Source organism: Spirochaetota bacterium, assembly GCA_004297825.1.
In the GTDB taxonomy this organism is placed as follows: Bacteria; Spirochaetota; UBA4802; order UBA4802; family UBA5368; genus FW300-bin19.
On record SCSX01000014.1, the window covers coordinates 56,345 to 76,736 of the forward strand.

A 20,392-nucleotide genomic window follows, 5' to 3' on the forward strand; every position below is an offset into this window, starting at 1 on the left:
GATAATAAGAAAAATGCAGCACCCGAGGTTAATCATGCGTGGGAAAATACTCATTATCTTCTGCATCATCCTGTTCCAGGCGGTTGTCCATCCCGCTCCCGGGTTTGCCGTTTCGACCGCCGTAAAAACCCAATTTGATTACATGTTCACACTCGATGTTCTGCGCAATCTGAGGATTTTCATCGAAAATTTCGGAACCGAAGAACAAAAGACAAAATACGAAGAAATTAAAAAGCTGTTCAATGACGCCTCGGAAAGCTACTATGCGCAGAGTTTTTCGGTTTCGCATCAGAAATACTTTGGGGTTAAGGAGCGGCTTTCCGAGCTGCTTGAAATCATAGCCGGTGCATATCTCAAGAGAACCAGGGAAATTCTCGATTCAACGTCAAAAAACTCGTTCGATATCATTCTCAAGTACGGAAAAAACTCCGGTTTGAAAAAATATCTGTCCATGCCGTACGATCCCATCGAAGGAATAAAACCCATCAAGGAAGATGAATATCACTTTTTCTACGACAAGGAAGCGATTGAAACCTACCTTCGTTCCGGTTATAAACGACTCGAGCTGGCAAAATCCGTCTTCGAGGACCCAGAGCTGAAAATCGTGAAGGAAAAAAAGAACAAGACCTCGAGTAATCTTGACTTTATAATTGATCGCTACTGGAAAACAATCAGCAATTGCCGGGTGGCAAAGCAATATGGTATTGAAATTCACAAAATATTGAAAATCAACATGATCGGGGAAATTCTCAGAAAATACAATCTTACTTCACAGGCTCTTTCACCGATATTCGACGACAGGATACCGGAAGAATACAAGATTGATGCGAACGACAATCTGCGATTGATACATTCCATAGAAAAGGAACGCTTGACGAAGAAAACAAAATAGAAATACTTTTTTCGGGTAAAAATAAAAAAAGCCCCGGACAAGCGGGGCTTTTTTAATCAATAGCTAACGGCTATTTCTCTTTGCTTTCCTTGGGTTCCTTCTTTTTCTTCGTCTTTTCCTTTGATTTATCGGCGCCCTTGGCAGATTCCGCTTTCCTTTCAACCAACTCGACAATCGCCATCTCCGCCGCGTCGCCGGGGCGTCTGCCTAAAAGGTAAAGCCGGGTATAGCCGCCGTTCCGCGCCTGAAAGCGAATCGCAATATCCTCGAAAAGTTTTTTTACAACATCGCGATTTTTAACGATGCGCATGACCATTCTCTTGTTATGAAGCTTTTTCCCGGCTTCGGCTTCCGCAAGGGAAAGATTGTTTTTCGCCCTGGTGATGAGTTTCTCGGAAATCTTTTTCAATTCCCGGCCTTTTTGCTTTGTAGTGACGATGCGTTCTTCCTGCAGCAAAGATGTCACCATGTTCGAAAACATGGCCTTTCTGTGTGAATGGGTTCTCCCAAGCTGGCGTACGCTGTTCTTGTGTCTCATCGCTATGCTCCTTACTCTTTCAAGCCCAGGCTGAGATGGTTCGATTCCAACTTGCCCTTGATTTCCTTGATAACCTGATCGCTAAAATGTTTCGATTTTCTCAATTCGTCCTCGGTCTTACGCACCAGGCTCTCAAGATCATGTATCTCAAGGCTCTTGAGGGTATTGTAAGATCTCACCGAGAGTTCCAGGTCATCGATCGATTTGAGCAGCATGCTCTTGATCTTTTCGATGCTTTCATCGACCACCTCGGCCTCTTCCTCAATCTCTTCCTCGAAATTGATGAAAATGGTCATATGGTCTTTAATGATCTTCGCGGCCTGCGCGAGCGCATCGTCCGGTGTTATGGATCCATCGGTCCATATTTCCAGGATCAGCTTATCATAGTCCGTGCGCTGTCCGACCCGCGTATCCTCGACCTTAACATTGACCTTTCTCACCGGGGTATAGATCGCATCTATGGGAATGACCCCAATGCTTTCCGTATTCCCTTTATTCAATTCCGCGGGCACATAGCCACGGCCCCTTTCAATTTGAACTTCAATATCGATCTTCGCTTTTTCGGAAAGAGTCGCTATTTTCAATTCAGGGTTGAGAACCTCGATATCGGAATCCACGTTAAAATCTGCGCCCGATAAGTCACCGGACCCTTCTTTAATAACATGCAGCACCTTCGGTAATTCACCGAAATATTTAATGCGCATTTTCTTAAAATTAAGGATTAGCCTGGTAATATCCTCGTAAATGCCATCTATCGTAAAAAATTCGTGAGGCACGCCCTCGATTTTGATAGCGGTGATCGCCGCACCTTCTATAGACGACATCAATACCCTGCGCAGGGAATTGCCTATGGTAAGACCATATCCCTTCTCGAAGGGCTCGGCGACGAATCTCCCGTAGTTTTGCTGCAATTCATCATGCTCAAATACTATTTTGCTCGGTCGCTTGAAACCCTTTAAAAGGTTTTTCGAAGCCATTATAACCTCCAGTTGATACCGTCCCAGGCATATTCTCAATATGACTGCGACATGCTACCGGCTACTACTTGGAATACAACTCAACCACCATCTGCTCGTTGAAAGTGACAGTGAGATCCTGTCTGGTGGGCATTCTTAGAATTTTTCCCTTTTTGTTCTCGTAGTCAACCTCGATCCACTCGGGTACGGCGCTGAGCGCCTTGGCCAATTTAATCGAATCTTCCATTGTAACATTCGATTTGAATTTTTCGTCGATCTCGATTACCGCGCCGGCCTTGACCCTGAATGATGGAATATTAACGATCGTCCCATTCACGGTAATATGGCCGTGCTGAACCAGCTGACGAGCCTGCATCCTGGAGGACGCAAAACCCGCGCGATAGATAGTGTTGTCCAATCGACGCTCGAGCAATGACATCATGTTATCGCCCGTAACCCCCTTGCTGCTGGAGGCCTCTTCGAATATCAGTCTGAATTGCTTTTCGAGCATTCCATAATGACGTTTGATCTTCTGCTTTTCACGAAGCTGTACGCCGTATTCGGACAGTTTTCCCCGGCGTTTGCGAGGCGGTCCGGGCGGATATTTCTTCTTCTTCACTGCGCATTTGTCCGTGAGACAACGTTGCCCTTTCAGGAAAAGCGGCGTCATTTCCCTTCTGCATAGCTTACATGATGGTCCGATATATTTTGCCATTATATCCTCGCTTACATTAGACTCTTCTGCGTTTCGGCGGTCTGCAACCGTTGTGCGGAATAGGAGTCATGTCCTTGATCTTAGTAATAGTAAGTCCGCTCTGAGAAAGGGATCGTATCGCAGCCTCCCTTCCAATCCCCGGCCCCTTAACCAGGACCTCTATGCTGCGAACGCCTGCCGAATCGATGGCCTTTTGAGCGGCAACCTTTGCGGCCGTTTGCGCGGCGAAGGGAGTTGATTTTCTGGAGCCGCGAAAACCCTCACCCCCGGAAGAGGCCCATGATATCACATTCCCCTGCATATCCGTCAGGGTGATTATCGTATTATTATAGGTGGCCTGAATAAAAGCTTTCCCCACCGGGACATTCTTCTTTTCCTTTTTTTTAACCTTTTTTTGCTTCACGGATATATCTCCTTATTTCGTCTTTTTCTTACCCATGAGCGGTTTTCGGTTTCCCTTGCGTGTATGGGCGTTATTTTTCGTATTCTGCCCGCGAACCGGCAATCCTCTCCGATGCCTGATGCCACGGTAACATCCAATATCCATAAGTCGTTTTATATTCATCGCGACCTCGGTGCGCAGGTCGCCTTCGACTTTGAAATTTTTTTCTATCGCCTGCCGAAGATAGCTGATCTCCTCGTCGGTGAGGTCCTTGACCCTGGTATTGGGATCAACTTTCGTCTCGGCGATGATCTTCTTGGCTGTAGAAGGACCAATGCCGTAGATATAGGTCAAAGCTACTTCCACCCTTTTTACGTTTGGTAAATCGACACCGGAAATACGAGCCATAACTATCCTCTCAAGAATCCTTATTTAGCAGTTCTCTTCTTCTGACGTTGCTTGTGCCTGGGGTTAGAACAAATTACGCGCACAACCCCGTGTCGCTTGATAACCTTGCACTCGCTGCATATTTTTTTCACGGACACACGAACTTTCATTGTCTGCCTCTTTTTGCAAACTCGTTTATTTCGATCGAAACGTGATACGTCCCCTGCTGAGATCATACGGTGACAATTCAACCGTAACGCGATCCCCCGGCAATATCCTAATATAGTGCATTCTCATTTTTCCGGAAATATGCGCAAGCACCAGGTGCCCATTATCGAGCTTGACTCTGAACATCGCATTCGGAAGCGGTTCAACCACCACTCCTTCAACCTCAATGGGTTCCTCTTTGGGCATTCTATTTACTTCCTAATTAAAGGTTTTACCCCTGGTTAAAATTATCGGCGCTTCTTCGAGGACAGCGACCGTATGTTCAAAATGCGCCGATAAACTCCCGTCCCTCGTAACGACCGTCCACCCATCATCGAGTACCTTAACTTCCCACCCCCCGGCGTTAATCATTGGCTCGATCGCAAACACCATTCCTTCCTTAAGACGAGGTCCTCGGGAGGGGGGTCCATAATTGGGAATCGAGGGCTCTTCGTGAAGATTTCTCCCGATTCCGTGTCCGACAAATTCATGCACAGGGGAATAGCCAAATGCGATCACATGCTGCTCGATCGCATACGATATATCGGAGACCCTGTTTCCTACCCTGCACAACTCGATTCCCTTGTAAAGCGAACCCCGGGTAGCCTGTAATAATTGGTGTACGTTGTCTTCGGCTCGCCCGGCAATAAACGTTCGCGCGGTATCCCCATAAAACCCATTGAAATATACACCTACGTCAACGCCTATAATATCTCCCTCATTCAGCCTGATACTCTTCTGGGGGATGCCATGAACGACTATCTCATTTATTGAAGTACATACCGACGCCGGAAAGCCTTTGTACCCTAGAAACGCCGGCTTCGCCCCGCGTGCCTTAATCACCCGGTTGGCGAGATCGTCAATTTCCGCTGTGCTGGTTCCGATGTCAATAATATTTTCAATTTCGTCAAGAACCGCAGCCGCGATCAGACAGGCTTCTTCAATCTTCTTGATCTGCTCACGGTTGTATGTATAGATCCCAACGCCGGTATTGAATGTATAACTCAGTATCTTCCCTTGATCCTTCCCTTTTTGATAAACCCATCGTAGTGACGCATCAGCAATTGCGATTCAATCTGCTTCAGGGTGTCGAGCGCAACACCTACGATGATAAGCATGGATGTGCCGCCAAAAAGATAAGCCATCTCGTGCGATACTTCCTCTGGCCAGATATTTATAATAAAATCCGGCATCACTGCGATGAGCGCCAGGAAGATCGATCCTGAGAGGGTTATTCTGTTAAGGATTCTCATTATAAAATCAGAGGTATTTTTCCCGGGGCGTATCCCTGGGATGAATCCGCCGTATTTTTTCAAGTTCTCGGCAATATCGACAGGATTAAACTGGATGGCCGTGTAAAAATAGCAGAAAAACACTATCAGCATTCCGTATGTGAACATATACACGCCGTGTCCTGGAGAAAGCCAGTATTGGATTTTGTTCATGATCGCGTACTTGCTACCGCCAAGCATGTTGCTGATCTGAGCCGGGAATAGTATTATCGATGATGCAAATATTATTGGTATGACGCCTGCCGCGTTGACACGAAGCGGGATGGCCTGAGATGTCATTTGAACCATGCGTCGTCCGACGACCCTTTTACCGTATTGAACCGGTATTTTCCTGACGCCAAGAGTGAGCAATATTGACGCAGCAACCACCCCTACGAACAAACCCAGAAGAATGATGCCGATAATCGGATCGCTCCTGGAAATTATCCTGTTCATGGTGTCCATGAAAGCCGCCGGAACACGAACGACAATACCGGCGAATATTATCAGGGAGATGCCATTCCCGATTCCCTTTTCGGTAATCTGTTCACCAAGCCACATCAGAATCATTGTTCCCGTTGTTACGGTCAGGACAGAAATAATCACAAACCCGATGCCGCTTTCGACCACTACCGGCCCCTTCGGCGACTGCATGTTTTTCATCCAAACCGTAAGTCCAAATGACTGTATGGCGCAAAGCAAAACCGTGCCGTAGCGCGTATAGGTGTTAATTTTTTTGTATCCTTCGGCACCCTCTTTGGCAAGCCGCTCGAGGGTCGGTATGACTATCGTAAGCAGTTGCATAATAATAGAGGCCGAAATGTAGGGCATTATGCCAAGGGCAAAAATTGTGAACCGCTTGAGAGCCCCGCCTGCAAAAAGGTCAAAAAAATCCAGCAGGCCTCCCTGTGCGCTTTTTGCCGCCTGCTCGAAATAAGATTTTAGTGCCTCAACATTGATACCGGGAATCGGTATGTGAGCGCCCATCCTGTAGACAATAAGAACAAGAAGGGTAAACAGCACCCTTTTCCTGAGCTCAGGAATTTTAAAAATATTAATTACAGCGCTCGCCATTTCTTCCTCTTCGCTCTATTGCTGGGTCTTCAGCGCAATTCTTGCAAGCGCGGTCCCGCCCGCCTTTTGAATCTTATCCCTGGCTGTTGCCGAATACGCGTCGGCATAAATCTTGATCGCCTTAGCGATTGCGCCGGTTCCAAGTATCTTTATCAATTCATTCTCTTTTTTTACGAGCCCATGAGCGACCAATGCCGCAGGAGTGATCTCTTCCACATTCATCTTCGCGAGCTGGGCCAGATTGATAATCTGGTATTCAGTCTTGAAATTATTGTTAAAACCCCTCTTGGGAACACGCCTCTGCAAAGGCATCTGGCCGCCTTCAAACCACGGACGCCTCTTGGCGCCTGAACGCGACATCTGACCTTTCTGTCCCCTGCAGCTTGTCTTCCCATGACCGCTGCTCATGCCACGACCAACTCTTTTGGCTTTCTTGATATATGACGGTTTTTTTAATCCAACAAGCTCCATAATACCCGCTCTCTTATTTGATCTCAGTTACTTCCACAAGATGCTTCACTACATCAATCATCCCGCGGATCACGGGAGTTTCTTCATGTTCACGCTCGGAATTAACCTTGCGAAGACCAAGTGCCCGCAGTGTCGCCTTCTGCTTCGGTTTTTTATGAGCTGTGCTTCTTAATTGTTTAATTTTGATCTTGCGTATCATAGTATTTCCCTTCTACGCTTCCCAGAGTTTATTGAGGGGAATCTCCCGGAGGTCCGCAACTTCTTTGAGACTACGGAGCTGCTGGAGGCCGTCTATGGTGGCTTTTACCAGGTTGAGAGGATTTCTGGAGCCCTGCGCCTTCGTGAGCACATCGGAAATTCCAGCCCTTTCAATAACTGCGCGTACCGAGGCCCCTGCAATTATTCCCGTTCCGGGAGTGGCCGGTTTAAGAATGACCGTAGTCGCCTTGAACCTGCCTATCACCGCATGAGGAATCGTGTGCTTTTGGCGCTTGACCTCATAAACATTCTTTTTCGCGCTTTCGACGCTTTTACGGATCGCATCGGGAACCTCGTTTGCCTTTCCAAAACCGACCCCGATATGCCCGTTGGCATCCCCCACTACTGATAAGGCGTTGAATGAAAATCGACGTCCGCCTTTCACCACTTTAGCGACACGGTTGATGGATACAACTTTTTCGACCAGTTCCAAACCGTCAGTTTTAATTTTTTTCCTTTGAAGCTTCATGCGATATCACCCCTAGAATTCCAAGCCATGTTCGCGAGCCGCATCAGCGAACGCCTTGATTTTACCGTGGTAAAGATAACCATTCCTGTCGAAAACCACTGCTTTGATACCTTTTGGAACGGCCTTCGTCGCAAGGAGCTTGCCGAGTTCCTTTGCTGCTTCCTTATTTCCCCTGGTTTTCATCTCTGGAAAGTCCTTGTCCTGTGTAGATGCCGAAACCAAAGTATGCCCCTTACTGTCATCTATAATCTGGGCGAAGAAACCCTTGTTGCTTCTAAATATACATAACCTAAGCTTGTTCTGGGCCAGTTTGATTTTTCGTTTAACCCTGAGCCTTCTACGATTCTGCCGGGTTTTTTTTAAGCTTAATTTATCCATTACTTTTTCCCTGCCTTACCGGCTTTCTTCCGCACGTGCTCATTTTTATAACGGATACCTTTCCCTTTATACGGCTCCGGCGACCTGAGTTCACGGATATTTGCCGCAACCTGGCCAACTTTTTGCTTGTCGATACCTTTCACCTTGAGCTTTGTCGGCTCGAGTACCTCGACAGTTATATCAGGCGGCGGCGAAAAGGTTATGTTATGCGAGTAACCGAGCTGGAAAACCACGTTTTTGTTTTGCTGCGTAGCGCGGTATCCGACCCCGAGAATTTCCAGGTCTTTCTCGAATCCTTTCGATACGCCTAGAATCATATTAGAAAGTAACGCCCTGGAAAGACCATGCAAGGCCCTCACATGGCTGATATTCTCACCGACCCTGGTCAGAGAAATCTGATTCCCGTCGATTTTTATATCAACCCCTGATTCCAAGACCATTTTCTGCGTCCCGAGGGGACCTTTCACTTCAATTTCCCTATTATTCAATGCAACGCTGACATTGACGGGAACCTGTATTAACTTGTTTCCTATCCGTGACATACTACCACTCTCACCACTTCAACAATATTATGATATCTCGCAAATCACTTCGCCGCCTATATTCAGCTTCTTAGCGGCTTTGCTGGTAATCACACCCTTCGATGTAGATAAAATCCAAATGCCTATATTGTTAAAAACCGGCCGCAATTCCTCCGCGCCCTTGTATACGCGGCGACCGGGCTTGCTGATCCTCTTTAGATGCAGTATCGCCGACTGATTTGCCGGGCTATACTTCAAATATAAGCGCAGGAGCTTCTGCTTATTGTCATCGATGACCTTGAAGTTCTTGATAAACCCCTCATCCTTTAAAATACGTGCGATTGCAATTTTCATTTTTGCAGAGGGGATATCCACTTTTAAATGACCCGCCTTAATGGAATTCCTCACCCTCGTCAGCATGTCAGCAATCGGATCAGAAATACTGCTCATATTATCTTCACTCCAGAAATATTGTTTACCACGATGACTTTGTTACACCGGCGAGTTTGCCATTGTTGGCCAGCTTGCGAAAGCACAACCTGCACATTTCAAAACGTCTCATATAACCGCGGGGGCGCCCGCATATTTTACACCGGTTATGCTGGCGTACGCTGTATTTGGGCGTCATCTTGCTTTTCGCTATCAAGCATGTCTTGGCCACTTCGGTCACCTCTAATCTCTAAATGGCATCTTTAACTCATCGAGTAACGCCTTTGCCTCTTCCTTCGACCCGGCATTGGTTACGATGGTTATATTGATACCGTGGATATTATCAACCTTATCAAAATCTATCTCCGGAAAAATAATCTGTTCCCGGACGGAAAAATTATAATTACCAAAATTGTCGAATGATTTCGGCGACAATCCTTTAAAGTCACGTACGCGCGGAAGGGCGATGTTTATGAGTCTGTCGAGAAATTCATACATGATCTCCCCGCGCAGAGTCACACGGCAACCTACGTCATAACCCTCGCGAATTTTAAAGTTCGCAATTGATTTCCTGGCAACGGTCTTCACCGCCCGCTGGCCCGTTATGGTCGAAAGTTCGTTTATTGCGGCGTTTAGCGCATTTGCATTTGCATGCGCATCGCCCATTCCCACGTTGAGAACTATTTTTTCGAGTTTGGGAACCTGCATCACTGACGAATATTTGAAGCGCTCAGTCAGCTGTTTTTTAATATTCGTGTGATATTCTACTTTGAGTCTCGCAGCCATTGAAGTCACCCTATCACTTGTCCATGTTCTTGCCGCACTTCTTGCATACGCGGACCTTTGAATTATCCTTAATCTGAACCCCGGTGCGAACGCCCTTTTTGCACTTATCGCAGAATAATGCAACATTTGAGATCGCAATGGGAAACTCCAGGCTTATTGCTCCCCCCTTGGGATTCTGCTGTGACGGACGTACGAACTTTTTCTTCTTGTTGACTCCTTCAACTACCACCCTGGCCTTCTTGGTGTCGATGAATAATATCTTCCCGCGGTGGCCCTTGTCGGCACCAGTGATAACTACCACGTTGTCATTCTTCTTTAGATTCGTGCTCGTCATGTCAATGCCCTCTTATAATACTTCCGGAGCCAGGGAAACTATCTTCATAAAGTTCTTATCCCTGAGTTCCCTGGCCACAGGGCCGAAAATTCGCGACCCGCGAGGCTCATTCTTATTGTCAATAATTGCAACAGCATTATCGTCGAAACGGATGTATGAACCGTCTTTCCTGCGCACGGGCTTGCTGGTTCTCACCACGACCGCCCTGAGAACGGATTTACCATGAACCTTTTTTCCAACCGAGTCCTTCAAGCCATACGATGGTTGCGAATCCTTGACGGCAACTATTATTATATCGCCCACAGTGGCATACCTGCGCCTCGTACCACCGAGGATCTTTATGCACTGAACGCGCTTAACGCCGCTGTTATCCGCCACGTTGAGAAATGTCTGTACCTGGATCATGATCCTTTACCTACTTTACCTTCTCAATAATCTCGATGAGCCTGTAGCGCTTGTCCTTGGATAAAGGTCTCGTTTCTTCAATCCTTACGATATCTCCGATCGAGCACTCATTTTTTGCATCGTGGCTCTTCACCCGCTTCGATCTCTTTACGGGTTTTCTATAGAGCGTATGCATCATCGTGCGCTCCAATTCCACTACAATCGTCTTGTCCATTTTATTACTTACGACTTTGCCGACGAGTTGTTTTTGTTTGGCAGATTTTGCTTCCATAGTATTGCTTACCGTCCCGGCATTTCAGGTTATTTTGCCTTTGGAGTTTGAATCCCAAGGGCATATTCACGTTTCAGGGTGAGTATGCGCGCGATGAGCTTCTTGTTTTCTCTAATCTTTTTCGGATTATCAACCTTGCTCGTTACGCTTTTAAATCTCTCCAACCGAATGTCGACTTTAGCGTCTTTCATGGCACGGTCCATTTCTTCCATGGATAATTCTTTCAGCTTAATTTTCATGGTTATCCTCTTCCCGGGCCTCCGGCTACTCCCCCTTATTGATGATGGAAACTATCTTTGTTTTCACAGGCAGTTTAAAATCCGCCAGCCTCAATGCTTCCCTGGCAAGTTCTTCCGTTACGCCGGCAAGTTCGAAAAGGATTCGTCCAGGCTTTACAATTGCGACCCAGCCCTCGGGGTTTCCTTTTCCCTTCCCCATGCGGGTTTCCGCAGGTTTCTTGGTAAAGGGGTAATCCGGGAAAATCCGAATCCACAGCTTGCCTCCCCTTTTTACCTTCCTGTTGATAGCGACACGAGCCGCCTCGATCTGCTTGCTCGAAATTTTGCCGCACTCCAAGGTTTTGAGCGCGACCTCACCGAATGCGATGGTCGATCCGCGAAGAGCCTTACCCTTCATTCGACCACGCTGTAATTTCCTGTACTTGGTCCTTTTTGGCATTAACATAAAGCTAACCCTGTCACCTTACTTCGTCTTTCGTTTGACCGAATACTTATCTTCGTCGCTTTCCTCTCGGTTGGAAAGTATATCACCGTTATATATCCACACTTTAATGCCTATAAGGCCGAATGTGGTAAGTGCTTCTGCTGTTCCGTAGTCGATATCCGCCCTGAGTGTATGCAGCGGAATCCTTCCTTCCTTATAGGATTCCGACCTGGCAATTTCAGCGCCATTCAGACGACCGGAAATCGCTATCTTCACCCCAAGCGCACCGCCCCTTATTGCGCCCGCAATGGCTTGCTTCACCGATCTTCTATAGGGAAACCTGCCTTCGATCTGCGATGCAATCTGCTCGCCGATCAGCTTTGCATTCTTCTCCGGTTTTTTTACTTCAATGATATTGATATAGACGTTCTTCGAAGCGAGCTTCTGTAATTCCGCCTTTAAAACCTCAATATCAGCACCCTTTCTTCCGATAAGTAATCCCGGTCTCGCTGCGTGAACATTCACATTCACCCTGTCCGGATAACGTTCGATAGATATTTTATAAATGCCGGCATTCTTATGCTTCTTCTCAACATGTTTCTGTATCGTGATGTCTTCGTGGAGATACTTCGCATACTGCTTCTTCTCTTCGTACCATATTGAATCCCACGGTTTGTTGATCCCGACGCGCAACCCTACCGGATTTACTTTCTGACCCATAAAATAAATTCCTGATTTTAGTATTATTACTCGTTAGATAGAACGACAGTTACACTGCTCGTTCTCTTTTTAATTTTCGATGCCCGTCCACGCGCCCTCGCGCGAAAACGTTTCATCGTCGGCCCTTCGTCGACCGTGATTTTCTTGATAAAAAGATCCTTATCGAGCAGATCCGGTTTCTGATACTTCGCATTGGCCCCGGCTGAAAAAAGCGTTTTTAGAATTATCAAAGATGCTTTCCGGGGAATCGCCTTAAGTACATCAACCGCTTCGGGAAACGAGAATCCTCGTATCTCATTAGCCACAAGCCGGGTCTTCTGAGCGGAGACCCTGTTGTACTTGGACATTGCAAATGCTTCCATTTTCGTCACCTATTTCGCGCCTTTCTTCTTGCTAGCGACCTTGTCATCCTTGCTGGTATGCCCCCGAAAAGTTCTGGTCGGGCTGAATTCACCCAGTTTGTGACCAACCATATTTTCAGTCACGTACACCGGGATGAAATTCTTGCCATTGTGCACCATCAACGTGTGCCCGATCATTTCAGGGAAAATCGTAGACCGCCTTGACCAGGTCTTGATGGCCTTTCGCGTATTGGTTGAATTCAACTCTTCTATTTTCTTAAAGAGCTTGATGTCGACGTAAGGACCTTTCTTGACGGAACGAGACATACGCTACTTCCTTCTCTTAATTATCATGGTATTTGAATACTTCTTCTTCTTTCTAGTCTTATATCCCTTGGAAGGTTGGCCCGTAGGAGACACGGGATGCCGACCGCCCGAAGATTTTCCCTCACCGCCACCCAATGGATGGTCGATCGGATTCATCGCAACCCCGCGAACCTTGGGCCTGCGATTAAGCCACCGCGAACGCCCGGCCTTGCCGATGGTTACGTTGATATGATCCTTGTTTCCTACCTCGCCGATCGTAGCATAGCATTCCTTGTGTATCTTGCGCAGCTCACCAGACGGCATTTTTATCAGGCAGTACTCGCCTTCCTTCGCGGTAATCTGGGCGGTCGTGCCGGCAGAACGTGCAATCTGCCCCCCCTTTCCGCGATGAAGCTCTATATTGTAGATATTAGTGCCGGGGGGAATGTTTTTCAGGGGCAGAGTATTCCCTGTTTTAAATTCCGCGTTTTCTCCCGATACGATAACATCGTCAACTTTCAACGACTCAGGCGCGATTATGTATCGTTTTTCTCCGTCCTTATACGTAATCAGGGCAATAAAGGCCGACCTGTTGGGATCGTACTCAACCGTACTTACCTTGCCTTCAATCCCGAATTTATCACGCTTGAAATCAATAATACGATAGCGTTGCTTATGTCCGCCGCCACGTCTGCGCACCGAAATTTGTCCCTTATGGCCGCGGCCGGCGAATTCCTTTTTCCCTACCGTCAACGGTCCGTAGGGTTCCTCCGCGGTTATTTCGTCCTTCGTGAGGACTGTTTTATACCGCAGCGTTTTTGTTACCGGATTGAACTTCTTAATTCCCATTGCCGTTATCCTTGTCTCTCACTTCCTGCTCATCAACTATTGATTCTCGAAAAGTTCGATCTTTTCTCCGGCTTTGACCGTCACTACTGCTTTTTTCCAGGAAGAGGTGAATCCATACTGCGCACGCACGCGTTTCTTTTTCCCGCGGACATTTACAATATTGATCTTCTTGGCTGTTACATTAAACAGCTCTTTTATCGCCTTTCGAATTAAAGGCTTATTCGCTTTCATCGCTACCCGGAAAACATATTTGCCCTGACTGGCAAATTCAGTGCTCTTTTCGGACAGGACGGGTTTTACAATAGTATCGTTATGATCCATGGTTACTCACCTTTCGCGTACTTCTCGTTTAAATACTTCAAGGCGCTCTCAGTAATAAGCAGAGTCTTAGAATAAAATATCTCCCGACTTGAAGGCCGTTTCACGTTATTGTATATAAACCAGGGAATATTACGCAGTGCACGCTTGAGAAGCACATCATCATTTTCGGTTAAAAACACACCCTTTGCAACACTGAGGGCTTTGCCGATTTTGGCCATTTCCCTGGTTTTGCCGTCGGCGATCTTTATATCCTCAACTATCTTTATCTGTCCCTGCTTCGCCTTGAGCGACAATAGGGACCGATACGCTTCCCTTTTCATATTTTTGGGCAGCTCAATCCTGTAATCGCGCGGCTGGGGTCCGAAAATAGTCCCTCCACCCTTCCACTGTGGTGCGCGGATGCTGCCCTGCCGTGCGCGCCCGGTTCCCTTTTGCCTCCAAGGCTTCGCCCCCCCTCCAGACACGAATGAGCGCTCCTTGGTACAATGAGTTCCCTGATGCAGATTCGCGTTTGCCGCCTTTATGAGCTCATAAATGAGCGCATCGTTCACCTTGACGTTGAACACACTGTCGACCAATTCCACCTGTCCGACCAGCTTTCCGTCTATTGCATATTTATCGAGCATCATGGCGAGCCTGCCTATTTTTCTATTACTGTGATCAGAGAATCTTTTCTACCCGGAATACTTCCGGATATGAGCACTATGTTTTTATCCTTGAGGACTTTTACGATTTTTAAATTCTTAATTGTGAGATTCTTGTTACCGTGACGTCCCGGCATTTTCTGTCCTTTCCAAACTTCACCAGGAAAAGTGTGCGCGCCGATCGATCCGGGTGCCCGGTGGAAATCAGAGCCGTGCGTTTTACGACCCCCTCCAAACCCATAACGCTTAATAACACCGGTGAATCCCTTACCCTTGGACAACCCAAGGACGTTCACCAGCTGGTTTTCTGCGAAAATTTCACAAGTGATCACGCTGCCTTCCACGAGAGCGTCATCAAAAGCATCGATCTCCTTTTGAATTCTCTTGGGAGAAATATTCATCTTCTTATAGGCGGCGAGCTGGGCCCTGGGAACGCGTTTCTCTTTCGCCTCCGCATAGCCAACCTTGAGCGAAGCGTAACCGTCTTTTTCGACAGTTTTCTTCTGCAAAACAACGCAGGGGCCGAGTTCGCACACGGTGACGGGGATGAGGGTTCCGTCTTCCATGATGAATTGCGTCATTCCTATTTTTTTTCCAATCAGCGACTTCTTCATCGTCTTATCCCACACTTAACAAAAATACCGCATCTATCAAAACGGCAGATAGCGAAAGCCTTTCAAGTGTTATCACGACTCCAAATCTAGGATTTAATGTCGACAGAAACACCAGCAGGGAGTTCGAGTTTCATCAGAGCTTCGACCGTATCAGAATTCGGATCAATGATGTCAATCAGGCGCTTATGCGTCCTTATTTCGAACTGCTCGCGAGACTTCTTGTTGACATGGGGCGATCGCAGAACACAGAATTTTTCCACCTTGGTCGGTAGAGGTATTGGACCGGCGACCTGAGCCCCGCTCCTGTTCGTAGTCGCAACAATCTTTGCGGCCGACTGATCCAGAAGTTTTGCGTCGAACGACCGCAATTTGACACGTATTTTCTGCCCTGTAATCTTCGCCACGTCAGTTAACCCAATTTTAATGAACTTGCATGCTCTTTTGCAACCAGCCTCCTGAAAATAACAGTTGTCGCGACCACCCACGGCCTGACAACTGTTATCAACAAGGCTCGACTACCTTGAAACCTAGTGAGAACTATTCGAGAATCTTGGCTACCACGCCCGCGCCAACGGTTCGCCCGCCTTCACGTATCGCAAAACGAAGCGTTTCTTCCATCGCGATCGGGGTGATAAGTTCTACCGTCATCTTGATATTGTCTCCCGGCATAACCATTTCAACCCCCTCGGGAAGCGCGATCATGCCGGTAACGTCGGTCGTTCTGAAATAGAACTGAGGACGATAGTTATTGAAGAAAGGTGTATGACGGCCTCCCTCTTCTTTGGAAAGTACATAAACTTCAGCTTCGAATTTCTTATGAGGAGTAATAGAACCGGGCTTTGCAAGAACCATCCCGCGCTCTACCTCGTCCTTGCCGGTACCGCGGAGAAGACAACCGACATTATCCCCGGCCATCCCTTCGTCAAGTATTTTCCGGAACATTTCCACGCCGGTTACGACCGACTTCTTCGTCTCTACGAAACCGATAATTTCAACTTCCTCGCCTGTCTTTACCATGCCCCGCTCGATCCTTCCGGTCACTACCGTGCCGCGACCGGTGATGGAGAACACGTCTTCTATCGGCATGAGGAAGGGTTTATCCTTTTGGCGCTTAGGCTCGGGTATGTACGAATCGAGCGCTTCGGCAAGTTTGAGGATGGGACCGCAGTTTTCGCAAGTCTCCTTTCCGCAGCCGCACTCCATAGCTTTGAGAGCGGATCCGGGAACGATTGGAATTTCGTCACCAGGGAATTCGTATTTGTTCAGCAGTTCGCGAACTTCCATTTCTACGAGCTCTATAAGTTCGGCCCTGTCCGCAGGATCCAACTGGTCGACCTTGTTGAGGAAAACGACCATATAGGGAACATTCACCTGGCGAGCCAGGAGAACGTGCTCCTTCGTCTGGGGCATGGGACCATCCGTCGCGGCAACCACGAGAATAGCCGCGTCCATCTGGGCGGCGCCCGTAATCATGTTCTTAATATAGTCGGCATGGCCGGGGCAATCCACGTGCGCATAATGCCTGTTCTTGGTTTCATATTCCTGGTGAGAGGTGGCAATCGTTATCCCACGAGCCTTTTCTTCGGGTGCATTGTCGATCTGGTCGTAGTTAATGGGCTTATTTTTGCCGCCGATAGCATTAGTCAGGCATTTGGTGATAGCCGAAGTAAGAGTGGTCTTACCGTGGTCAATGTGCCCGATGGTGCCCACATTAACGTGCGGCTTGCTCCGTTCAAACTTTTCCTTTGCCATTTTATCTCTCCTTAAAAAATTTTCAGATATGGATAGATGCGGAAACAATCTCGTCGGTTCGGTAAAGCCCCTCTTTAACGATTAACACGCTACGGGAATGTTTCAGATTTAACGAGGACAGTTAAGTTAATAAAGATAGAACTTCCTCTTCCCGGACTAAAATCCGAGTGAATGAATTAATAAAATCCACACCCCTTCTGTCAATACATTAATTTCTAAATTAATCAAAAATTTCAAATGATCCGGCCCATCAAGCGCGCGACAATCGTTTCGGTGATGGTTTTTGGCACCAAATCATAGTGACTGAATTGAAGGGTATGTGAAGCGCGTCCTTGTGAGAGCGACCGCAGCGAGGTTGCATACCCGAACATCTCTGAAAGCGGCACCAGCGCATCGATCACCTTCAATTGACCGCGTACATCAATTTTTTCAATTTTACCCCTACGGGTGTTTACATCATTGATCACTTCGCCCATATATTCATCGGGAACAACAAGCTCCAATTTCATAACAGGTTCTAATAAAGTGGACTCTCCTTTCCGTGCCCCGTCCTTCACCGCCATGGTGGCCGCAATGCGGTACGCCACATCCACGGCTTCGGATTCGTTATAAGAGCCGCCCACCAGGACTACTTTAATATCCACCATGCGATAGCCCGCGAGTATACCCGCTTCCATGGCGTCCTTTACGCCGTTTTCCACGTGCGGGATAAACAAGTCCGGTATCTCTCTGTTTTTCAATTTCCTCTCGAATATGAGTCCCGAGCCCGGTTTCAACGGCTCCATCATCAGGATGACATGACCTACCTGGTTTTTGCCCGCGATCTGCCTCTCATACCTGTTCTCTATCGTTACCGGCCTGGTTATCGTTTCCTTGTACGAAACCTGGGGCTTACCGATGTTTGCGCTCACATTGAATTCGCGCGTAAGCCGGTCGATAATGATCTCAAGGTGCAGTTCACCCATACCGGATATTATATTTTGTCCCGTATCCTGGTCCGTCTTAACCCGAAATGTCGGATCCTCGTCTTCAAGTCGTTTCAGGGCTGCGGCCATTTTATCCTGGTCTGCCTTCGTTTTAGGCTCGATGGCAATCGAGATCACGGGATCGGGAAAGTCCATTCGCTCCAAAAGGATTTGCCCGCTTTCCACGGCTAACGTATCCCCGGTCCTCACGGTTTTAAGCCCTACGACAGCGGCGATATCGCCCGTAAAAATTTCCGAAACGTCTTCCCTGTCGTTTGCATGCATCCTGAGAATTCGTCCTATCCTTTCACGTTTTTTCTCGGACACATTCATGACGGCATCGCCGGTTTTAATATGTCCCGCATAGACCCTGATATATGCAAGCTTGCCGACATAGGGATCGGACATAATTTTAAAGACCAGGGCGGTAAAGGGCTCCTTGTCATTTGCTTCGCGCGAGATCATCTCTTCGTAATTTTTCGGATCATGTCCCTGGACGGGTTTTACGTCCCTGGGTGAAGGGAGGTACTCGATAATTGCATCAAGAACCGGCTGGACCCCCTTGTTTTTCAAGGCACTCCCGCAGAAGACAGGATAAAGTGCGGAACGCATTGTAGCCTCACGCACGGCTTTCCTTATCTCCTCGGGGGAGATATCCGCGCCCTCGAGGAACTTCTCCATCAGCCCGTCATCGAACTCGGCGAGCGCCTCGAGCATCGTCTCGCGGTGCGACCGCGCCGATTGGATATGTTCCTCCGGAATATCAAGTTCCTGGATATCCTCGCCCATCTGACCGGTCCATACGAGGCTCTTCATCGTAACGAGGTCCACCACGCCCGCGAACTTGTCCTCGGAGCCCATGGGAATCTGCAGCGGGAGGGGACGGGCATGCAGCCGTTCCTCGATCATCTTCAGGCAGCGGGCATAATCAGCCCCCACACGATCCATTTTATTCACAAAACAGATCCTGGGAATATGATACCTGTCCGCCTGCCGCCACACCGTTTCGGATTGCGGTTCTACGCCGGCAACCCCGTCGAATACGGCGATTGCCGAATCCAGAACGCGAAGGCTCCGCTCAACCTCGATGGTAAAATCCACGTGACCGGGCGTATCGATAATATTGATGCGGGTATTCTTCCAGAATGTGGTAGTCGCGGCCGCCGTGATGGTGATCCCCCGTTCCTTCTCCTGGATCATCCAGTCCATTTCCGCCGTTCCCTCGTGTACCTCGCCGATCTTGTAGGTTTTCCCCGTGTAATACAGGATACGCTCCGTGAGCGTGGTTTTCCCTGCATCGATATGCGCCATGATGCCGATATTTCGGGTTCGTGTCAGCGGGAGCTCTCTGCCCATTGGGTTTTCCTTTGATCGACTGAATACGCGAATACCAGGGTTCTCCCCTGGTATTCAAGAAAAATGATCGAACGCTGCGGACGGCTAAAACTTGTAGTGCGAAAACGCCTTGTTTGCCTCGGCCATCTTATGCGTGTCTTCACGTTTCTTTATGGAGGCACCGGTGTTGTTATACGCGTCCATGAGCTCGCCCGCGAGCTTCTGAAACATCGTTTTCTCCGACCGGCCGCGGGAATAGCTGATAAGCCAGCGGATTCCGAGCGCCTGCCTGCGCTCGGGACGAATCTCGATAGGAACCTGGTACGTGGCTCCGCCGACCCGGCGCGATTTTACCTCGACCACGGGCTTCACGTTGTCGAGCGCCTGCATGAAGACCTCTATCGGATTTTTCTTGGCCCGCTGCTCGAGTATGTCCATCGCCTTGTAAAACGCATTCTCCGCGACTCCCTTCTCGCCGTCATACATCATGCAGTTTATAAATTTGGTGACCAGGGTGCTGCTGAATTTTGGATCAGGCAGTACTTCTCGTTTTTCCGGTCTTCTTCTTCTGGGCATTTTAGTCCTCTTACAATTTACTTATGGTGTGATTCGATAATTACTAGGCTTTGGGCCGTTTCGATCCGTACTTGGACCGGCTCTTTCTTCTGTCTTCCACGCCGAGAGAATCGAGCGTGCCGCGTACGATGTGATAGCGGACGCCGGGAAGGTCCTTTACCCTGCCGCCACGAACCAGTACCGCCGAGTGTTCCTGCAGGTTATGCCCGACTCCGGGGATATACGCCGTAACCTCGATACCGTTGGTAAGACGCACGCGCGCAACCTTGCGGAGCGCGGAATTGGGCTTTTTAGGCGTAACGGTCATCACCCTGGTGCAGACGCCGCGCTTCTGCGGACATCTTTTAAGGGCAGGAGATTTCGATTTCTTCCTTTTTGTTCCTCTCCCTTTGCGGATCAGCTGGCTGATAGTAGGCATTTCGTCTCCTTCGAATAACTAAGATCTAGATATGAGTGAACCACACACCGCCTGAAGGCGGTGGCTTCGTGTTCGGCTAAAGCCGACTAAAGATCATCATCAGTTTTAAAGTCGGTATCTGTGGGCTCCTTGCCTTGATCCTCA

General features: G+C 48.1%; 35 protein-coding genes. 1 reads left to right on the forward strand and 34 read right to left on the reverse strand.

The genetic code is table 11. The features are described 5' to 3' along the window. Positions 1-34 precede the first annotated feature (34 nt). A complete protein-coding gene (locus EPN93_02385; GenBank protein TAL39208.1) occupies positions 35-892 on the forward strand; it encodes a hypothetical protein in 858 nt (285 codons plus the stop codon). Positions 893-962: 70 nt separating this feature from the next. On the opposite strand, the gene EPN93_02390 is transcribed toward EPN93_02385, so the two are convergent. The 34 genes from EPN93_02390 to EPN93_02555 form a co-directional block, all read right to left on the reverse strand. Continuing rightward, positions 963-1,430, reverse strand: a complete 468-nt coding sequence (locus EPN93_02390) for a 50S ribosomal protein L17 (protein TAL39209.1) — start codon at positions 1,428-1,430, stop codon at positions 963-965. An 11-nt stretch (positions 1,431-1,441) separates the two neighbouring features. Further along, positions 1,442-2,407 carry a DNA-directed RNA polymerase subunit alpha gene (locus EPN93_02395; GenBank protein ID TAL39210.1) on the reverse strand — a complete coding sequence of 322 codons (966 nt, stop codon included), beginning with the start codon at positions 2,405-2,407 and terminating at the stop codon, positions 1,442-1,444. Between the two features lie 64 nt (positions 2,408-2,471). Then, positions 2,472-3,101 (reverse strand): 30S ribosomal protein S4, encoded by a 630-nt coding sequence (locus EPN93_02400; GenBank protein ID TAL39211.1) that lies wholly within the window; start codon positions 3,099-3,101, stop codon positions 2,472-2,474. 16 nt (positions 3,102-3,117) lie between these two features. Then, positions 3,118-3,510 (reverse strand): 30S ribosomal protein S11, encoded by a 393-nt coding sequence (locus tag EPN93_02405; protein TAL39212.1) that lies wholly within the window; start codon positions 3,508-3,510, stop codon positions 3,118-3,120. 6 nt (positions 3,511-3,516) lie between these two features. Continuing rightward, on the reverse strand, positions 3,517-3,891 hold the full coding sequence (locus EPN93_02410) for a 30S ribosomal protein S13 (GenBank protein TAL39213.1): 375 nt from the start codon (positions 3,889-3,891) through the stop codon (positions 3,517-3,519). A 20-nt stretch (positions 3,892-3,911) separates the two neighbouring features. Further along, positions 3,912-4,040 (reverse strand): 50S ribosomal protein L36, encoded by a 129-nt coding sequence (locus EPN93_02415; GenBank protein ID TAL39214.1) that lies wholly within the window; start codon positions 4,038-4,040, stop codon positions 3,912-3,914. Between the two features lie 25 nt (positions 4,041-4,065). After that, on the reverse strand, positions 4,066-4,284 hold the full coding sequence (locus tag EPN93_02420) for a translation initiation factor IF-1 (protein TAL39215.1): 219 nt from the start codon (positions 4,282-4,284) through the stop codon (positions 4,066-4,068). 12 nt (positions 4,285-4,296) lie between these two features. After that, positions 4,297-5,055: a type I methionyl aminopeptidase gene (gene map, locus EPN93_02425; GenBank protein TAL39216.1), complete on the reverse strand. Its 759-nt coding sequence runs from the start codon at positions 5,053-5,055 to the stop codon at positions 4,297-4,299. 26 nt (positions 5,056-5,081) lie between these two features. Further along, entirely contained in the window at positions 5,082-6,422 is a 1,341-nt protein-coding gene (gene secY, locus EPN93_02430) for a preprotein translocase subunit SecY (GenBank protein ID TAL39217.1), read from the reverse strand. A 15-nt stretch (positions 6,423-6,437) separates the two neighbouring features. Then, the gene (locus EPN93_02435) at positions 6,438-6,893 is read right to left on the reverse strand and encodes a 50S ribosomal protein L15 (protein ID TAL39218.1); all 456 of its coding nucleotides are present in this window, start codon (positions 6,891-6,893) and stop codon (positions 6,438-6,440) included. Positions 6,894-6,906: 13 nt separating this feature from the next. After that, positions 6,907-7,089, reverse strand: a complete 183-nt coding sequence (locus EPN93_02440; GenBank protein TAL39242.1) for a 50S ribosomal protein L30 — start codon at positions 7,087-7,089, stop codon at positions 6,907-6,909. A 15-nt stretch (positions 7,090-7,104) separates the two neighbouring features. Beyond that, a complete protein-coding gene (locus EPN93_02445; protein ID TAL39219.1) occupies positions 7,105-7,620 on the reverse strand; it encodes a 30S ribosomal protein S5 in 516 nt (171 codons plus the stop codon). 12 nt (positions 7,621-7,632) lie between these two features. Continuing rightward, the gene (locus EPN93_02450) at positions 7,633-7,998 is read right to left on the reverse strand and encodes a 50S ribosomal protein L18 (protein TAL39220.1); all 366 of its coding nucleotides are present in this window, start codon (positions 7,996-7,998) and stop codon (positions 7,633-7,635) included. Continuing rightward, positions 7,998-8,540, reverse strand: a complete 543-nt coding sequence (locus tag EPN93_02455) for a 50S ribosomal protein L6 (protein TAL39221.1) — start codon at positions 8,538-8,540, stop codon at positions 7,998-8,000. The genes EPN93_02450 and EPN93_02455 overlap by 1 nt, the downstream gene beginning before the upstream one ends. A 27-nt stretch (positions 8,541-8,567) precedes the next feature. Next, complete coding sequence (locus tag EPN93_02460; protein ID TAL39222.1) at positions 8,568-8,969, reverse strand: 30S ribosomal protein S8; 402 nt, start codon at positions 8,967-8,969, stop codon at positions 8,568-8,570. A 25-nt stretch (positions 8,970-8,994) separates the two neighbouring features. Further along, positions 8,995-9,180 (reverse strand): type Z 30S ribosomal protein S14, encoded by a 186-nt coding sequence (locus EPN93_02465; protein TAL39223.1) that lies wholly within the window; start codon positions 9,178-9,180, stop codon positions 8,995-8,997. A gap of 11 nt (positions 9,181-9,191) precedes the next feature. Next, entirely contained in the window at positions 9,192-9,734 is a 543-nt protein-coding gene (locus EPN93_02470) for a 50S ribosomal protein L5 (protein ID TAL39224.1), read from the reverse strand. A gap of 13 nt (positions 9,735-9,747) precedes the next feature. Beyond that, positions 9,748-10,068 carry a 50S ribosomal protein L24 gene (locus EPN93_02475; GenBank protein ID TAL39225.1) on the reverse strand — a complete coding sequence of 107 codons (321 nt, stop codon included), beginning with the start codon at positions 10,066-10,068 and terminating at the stop codon, positions 9,748-9,750. Between the two features lie 12 nt (positions 10,069-10,080). Beyond that, complete coding sequence (locus EPN93_02480) at positions 10,081-10,473, reverse strand: 50S ribosomal protein L14 (protein ID TAL39226.1); 393 nt, start codon at positions 10,471-10,473, stop codon at positions 10,081-10,083. A 10-nt stretch (positions 10,474-10,483) separates the two neighbouring features. Then, entirely contained in the window at positions 10,484-10,744 is a 261-nt protein-coding gene (locus tag EPN93_02485) for a 30S ribosomal protein S17 (protein ID TAL39227.1), read from the reverse strand. A gap of 29 nt (positions 10,745-10,773) precedes the next feature. Further along, a complete protein-coding gene (gene rpmC, locus EPN93_02490; GenBank protein ID TAL39228.1) occupies positions 10,774-10,983 on the reverse strand; it encodes a 50S ribosomal protein L29 in 210 nt (69 codons plus the stop codon). Positions 10,984-11,008: 25 nt separating this feature from the next. Beyond that, complete coding sequence (locus EPN93_02495; GenBank protein ID TAL39229.1) at positions 11,009-11,428, reverse strand: 50S ribosomal protein L16; 420 nt, start codon at positions 11,426-11,428, stop codon at positions 11,009-11,011. 18 nt (positions 11,429-11,446) lie between these two features. Next, on the reverse strand, positions 11,447-12,127 hold the full coding sequence (locus EPN93_02500; GenBank protein ID TAL39230.1) for a 30S ribosomal protein S3: 681 nt from the start codon (positions 12,125-12,127) through the stop codon (positions 11,447-11,449). Positions 12,128-12,153: 26 nt separating this feature from the next. Next, positions 12,154-12,489: a 50S ribosomal protein L22 gene (locus EPN93_02505; GenBank protein TAL39231.1), complete on the reverse strand. Its 336-nt coding sequence runs from the start codon at positions 12,487-12,489 to the stop codon at positions 12,154-12,156. Positions 12,490-12,498: 9 nt separating this feature from the next. Next, entirely contained in the window at positions 12,499-12,795 is a 297-nt protein-coding gene (locus tag EPN93_02510) for a 30S ribosomal protein S19 (protein ID TAL39232.1), read from the reverse strand. Positions 12,796-12,798: 3 nt separating this feature from the next. Then, positions 12,799-13,623, reverse strand: a complete 825-nt coding sequence (locus EPN93_02515; GenBank protein TAL39233.1) for a 50S ribosomal protein L2 — start codon at positions 13,621-13,623, stop codon at positions 12,799-12,801. 36 nt (positions 13,624-13,659) lie between these two features. Continuing rightward, complete coding sequence (locus tag EPN93_02520; protein TAL39234.1) at positions 13,660-13,944, reverse strand: 50S ribosomal protein L23; 285 nt, start codon at positions 13,942-13,944, stop codon at positions 13,660-13,662. Positions 13,945-13,946: 2 nt separating this feature from the next. After that, positions 13,947-14,573 (reverse strand): 50S ribosomal protein L4, encoded by a 627-nt coding sequence (locus tag EPN93_02525; protein ID TAL39235.1) that lies wholly within the window; start codon positions 14,571-14,573, stop codon positions 13,947-13,949. An 11-nt stretch (positions 14,574-14,584) separates the two neighbouring features. Further along, positions 14,585-15,202, reverse strand: a complete 618-nt coding sequence (locus EPN93_02530) for a 50S ribosomal protein L3 (GenBank protein ID TAL39236.1) — start codon at positions 15,200-15,202, stop codon at positions 14,585-14,587. A gap of 86 nt (positions 15,203-15,288) precedes the next feature. Next, positions 15,289-15,597, reverse strand: coding sequence for a 30S ribosomal protein S10 (locus EPN93_02535; protein TAL39243.1), 309 nt, complete (start codon positions 15,595-15,597; stop codon positions 15,289-15,291). A gap of 142 nt (positions 15,598-15,739) precedes the next feature. After that, entirely contained in the window at positions 15,740-16,954 is a 1,215-nt protein-coding gene (gene tuf / locus EPN93_02540; protein TAL39237.1) for an elongation factor Tu, read from the reverse strand. Positions 16,955-17,187: 233 nt separating this feature from the next. Then, the gene (fusA, locus tag EPN93_02545; GenBank protein TAL39238.1) at positions 17,188-19,275 is read right to left on the reverse strand and encodes an elongation factor G; all 2,088 of its coding nucleotides are present in this window, start codon (positions 19,273-19,275) and stop codon (positions 17,188-17,190) included. A gap of 84 nt (positions 19,276-19,359) precedes the next feature. Continuing rightward, the gene (locus EPN93_02550; protein TAL39239.1) at positions 19,360-19,830 is read right to left on the reverse strand and encodes a 30S ribosomal protein S7; all 471 of its coding nucleotides are present in this window, start codon (positions 19,828-19,830) and stop codon (positions 19,360-19,362) included. 43 nt (positions 19,831-19,873) lie between these two features. Then, entirely contained in the window at positions 19,874-20,248 is a 375-nt protein-coding gene (locus EPN93_02555) for a 30S ribosomal protein S12 (protein ID TAL39240.1), read from the reverse strand. Positions 20,249-20,392 lie beyond the last annotated feature (144 nt).